Genomic DNA, 4,173 nt, shown 5'->3' with positions numbered 1-4,173 from the left:
GGATGGGGAAACACCAAGGCTTGGCCATGGCAAGGTGAACCAGCCCTTAGCTTGTACCTTGCTGGAAAAGCAGAATCACCTGAACAATCACGGAGGTGCATGTGGTGGAGCGCTGTTGCAGAACTCTGATGCGAGGTGAGTCCCCACTTTCCCCAAGCGGACTTGTCCCACTCGCACCGGCATCGGTGCTCCAAGCGCCGTGAAGCGATTCAGGATCGCCGCTCGCACCCGCAACTCTGCAACCTGACGATCATAGTCTCATGCCATGACCCGCTGCACCAATCGCTTGAAGCCCCACATTTTTGTCTAAACTAGGCGGTGACGGTAACCCATTCTTACAGACAGCGATGATGGCGCCGGATGTGCTAGGGATTCATTAACCGCCCCACTCGGTCTGTGAGACTGCCGTGTGCTCTGCTGTCTCTTATTGTTTTCGAGGGACGATATTTATCCCTTCGCAATCATCCCAAGCCATCTTGCAATCCATTTTCTCATTGGGCAGGACTGAAAATGTATAATAAATATTTTTCTTGCCGCCATCCAGCATTCCACTCCATTTAAATGAATAATTATTACCAATTTTGGTCAGGAGCGGATGGCTAGAATTTCCTTTTCTAGGAAAATTTCCCCTAAAATAAAATAGCTCAACCAAAGTTTTGTACTTTCTGTCAAAGACATAGTAGGTATAGTGTGTATCCGATTTATCGTATTTGTCAGGAATATTCTCTGTTATGAAGTATAGATAAACATAGTTTTTGTTGCTAAATAATACTTCTATAAAGTTGTTGTTTTTGTCTTTGGGTATACCGCTAACGTCGAATCGGTAAATATCCCCATTTTCACTAAGCTGCAATTCACCGGTTTCTTTATATTCTTTTTCAGCAATGTTAATATATATTTTTTTCTCTTCCGGGGTGTATTTTCTTCGAACCGACACCAGCCTTCCCGTTAGATTGTCTTTTTTGTCAATAACAACTGAGTATGGCACATCAAGCGCCAATACTCTACTACGCTCATTGTCAGGCTTTTTTTCGGCTTCTCTTATAAATTCGTATCCTCTACAAATTTGGGGCTCTTGTATTTTCTCGCACTCTTGTCGGTAGTAGCGAGTTTCTTCCGTTTCACCAAGCGCAAGATTCGAACATAGAATGGCCAGTGCCGCAACGTAAAATAGTGCTTTCATCATTTCCTAGCGATTTCTGCAATTATCAATAAGAGGAAGGGGGTCGAAACGACCAACCAAGCCAAGCCCGGGATTAGGGTCTTTTCGGGCCTCAAAATGTAAATGCCCACCTACCGCGATGGTAGTCATGCCTGCTGCATTGCCGCTACAGCCTGTGGTACCAATGGAATCGCCGGCTTTGACAAATACTGGATTACTTTGAGTTGGCTTTTCCACTGAAACAGTTTCCATATGTGCATAGAAAAAATACACCGTTTCTTGCGGGCCTAGCTTGCTTTGGCAGTAGGCGCGCTTGTCAGCCGGCAAATCATTCAAATCCACTTCCAATACCACACATTTGCCATAGTTTTTGCCGGGCTTTTTATCTTGATCCACTACTATGGCCACCCGCGCGTTGGCTACTGCCCGCAATGGCGTGCCGACGTCTGCTTGCAGATCGATCCCCTGGTGAGCACGCGGCTTGCCATCTTTGTCTTTTCGCACCATGCCAAAAGTGGCAGAACGTTTGCTGGCTAGGTGGGCTGTACGGATGATGCAGTGCGGCAAGGGGTCGACCCAGTGTTCTGTCGTACCTGCAGGCTGCGAGACCGAGGGAGTATCAGGGCGCGTGGCAGGTTGGGGGGGCTTGGGAGGTGATGGGTGTCTTTGTGTCGGGGCCAGCTTGCCATGTGGTATCTGTACTGCAGGGCCACCCAGTTTGGTAAAAACGTCGGCCATCCGTGCCGCTTGGTAGCTGCTGGGGTCGACCATGAAATGGTCCGGGCGAAGCCGTGCATCGACCAGGTCATAAGCCAGCCAGTAACGATAAGCTGGTCGGTATTTATCATCAAACTTTGTTGCGTACACTTTAGCCAACGCTTCCCCATGTCTGCGCCCCAGCTGTGCGGCAAAAAATGTTTTTGACATCTGATCATCTAGCATATTTTTTATAATGAAATTGGCCCCTTCAGCCCCCTCATGATGCGCCAAATATGCCAACTTGACCTTCTCTACGTCATTCAGGCTATCTACCGGCAATCCATACTGTTTTCTCAAGGCGCGTAGGTTGATCTGGATGTAACAAGCCGCGGAATCGATTGATAGCTCGGCATTGGTCCGCCAATCCAGTACAGACTCCCAGCTTGGGGCTGGTTTCGTTTTCTGGATGCATTCGTACAGTTTGGACTGCTTGTCGCAAGACACGTCTTTCCACATACGGGGCAGACATTGCATCAGGCCCACAGCAGAACTGCTATCTGCCTTGCCATTTTCCAACCACTCACCTTTGCGACTTTTGGCCGCTTCTACCTGCATGAAAGCCGCCAGAGCTTGAGGTGATAGGCCATATTTCTTGGCGGTTTCAATAATGCATTTCCGATATTTTTCGTTTACTGGCGCCAGTCTCAGGTTTTCACTGGTGAATATCGGCGCAATGACCTGCACTGGCTTGCCATCCTCCAGCCGAACCTTTTTCTGATAAGGCTCTGTATCAACTTGAGGCATGGCGGGTGGGAGCTTGTCTTTACCCGCTGGCCATTTCGGAGGTTGCGGAGGATTTTTTTTCCGAATCTCGCCCTTGATACTTGCCTGGCTTTGCTGTTGCGCACCTTCCTTCGCAGTCAGGTTGCCTTTTATCTTGATGGTCCGTGCTTGCAGGGTCATGAACTGCTCACCTAGCGGGACCAAGCCATCCTTGTAGATGGAAACAAACTTGCCCGAAATGTCCTTGAAAAATATCTCGATGCCCTTGCTGATGTCCGTAATGTTCAATCCTGTGACCAGACCATCGCTGTTCCCCTTGACCTCCTGTTCCTTGCCATCATGCTTTACCTTGAGCACCGGGTGCTTGATCGGCTGGCTCGCCAGGTCAAGTAGTTGTAGTGTCAATTTGCTGTCTGCATCCCCGGCAGTGCTGTCGCCTTCAATCAGAAGGTTTTGCCCGATGGCCAGGTGGTGACGGCTATGCTTGGTAAAGTGGTTCAGTTGGGCAATTTGCTCAATGTCCAGACCCAGTCGATGGCAAATTTTCCATAGGCTGTCTCCAGCCTTGACTGTATAGGTTTTCACGACTTACTCCCGCCTAACTCGGTGACGTGCCTGTCATCTTCATCACTGATGCCAGGATGGTCGTCCCCGTCATCGTTGTCTTCTTCTGCCGAGGCATACAAAGCTGTCCAGGCTTCTTCCTGCCCCAGAATGGCATCGTACTGTTGAGGTGTTTCTGATTCGACCAGCTTGCTAACAGCAAGGCTGGAAATATCCTGTTTCAGTAGCACGTGTTTTTCATCCGAATCCACCATATGGGCAGTCGCTTTCTGCGGTGTCTCCCCATCCAGGGACATCAGCATTACTTTCCTGGCCTGAGTCCCTGCCGATGAGAACTCTGGGAATGTAGCAAACAGGCTGTCACCGCCACTCAACAGATGCTCCGCCCCTTTTACACTCACCGTACCGGGACAATGCACCTCGATATTGCCGCCGGCCAGGCGGATGTAGGCACCGCCACCGACGTTGAGCAGGATTTCCTGTGCGGCGGCAATGTGAATCTTGTCTTTGCACGACGTCACCGTTACGTCCTTATCCGCCGTCAGCTCCATCGCATCGCTCTGCGCCTGAACCTGCACCTTGCCCTTGGCGGCGATCAGTTTCAGCGTGACCCGGTCCTTCACCCCGGCCACGAACAGGCTGATGTGCTGGCCGACGTTGTGCAGCCAGCGCCGGCCCGAGGTTTGATTCGTGTCGCGCTGGGCGACCTGGTCGATATTCGTCCCAGCCGCCAGAGTCAGGCTGTTGTCGGTGGTTGCGGCGAGGCCGGCCGGGGCGGACAGGATCATCAGCGGCTGCTGGCCGGCCTGGGCTGATCCATTTCCCTGGGCAGCCGTTTTGGATTCCTTGTCGGTATTGCTGCCGGCTTCCCACGCTTTCAGCGCCTGCACGTGGTGCTGCAGGTGGCCGTCGGCTTTATTCGCGCCTTTGCCATTGCCTGGCTTGATTTCCGCCGGCCCGGTCTC

3 protein-coding genes and 1 pseudogene are annotated in these 4,173 nt (G+C 51.3%); all 4 read right to left on the bottom strand.

What is annotated here, in order from left to right:
* Window positions 1–165 precede the first annotated feature (165 nt).
* Window positions 166–306, bottom strand: a pseudogene (locus tag AC3WG5_RS19120) (IS5/IS1182 family transposase); the annotation flags it as partial.
* A gap of 118 nt (window positions 307–424) precedes the next feature.
* The gene (locus tag AC3WG5_RS19115) at window positions 425–1,186 is read right to left on the bottom strand and encodes a hypothetical protein (RefSeq protein WP_492570310.1); all 762 of its coding nucleotides are present in this window, start codon (window positions 1,184–1,186) and stop codon (window positions 425–427) included.
* A 3-nt stretch (window positions 1,187–1,189) separates the two neighbouring features.
* Window positions 1,190–3,229 (bottom strand): LysM peptidoglycan-binding domain-containing protein, encoded by a 2,040-nt coding sequence (locus AC3WG5_RS19110; protein ID WP_492570308.1) that lies wholly within the window; start codon window positions 3,227–3,229, stop codon window positions 1,190–1,192.
* A partial coding sequence (locus AC3WG5_RS19105) for a DUF2345 domain-containing protein (protein WP_492570306.1) occupies window positions 3,226–4,173 on the bottom strand: 948 nt, incomplete at its 5' end. The genes AC3WG5_RS19110 and AC3WG5_RS19105, both read right to left, overlap by 4 nt.

This window comes from Pseudogulbenkiania sp. FW507-F1, from assembly GCF_058781125.1.
The sequence above is the reverse complement of the archived record's forward strand: the minus strand, read 5'-3'. Positions and strand labels throughout refer to the sequence as shown.

Coding starts and splice junctions, on each gene's coding strand:
- AC3WG5_RS19115 (WP_492570310.1), bottom strand. CDS start 1,186: ATGATGAAAGCACTATTTTACGTTGCGGCACTGGCCATTCTATGTTCG.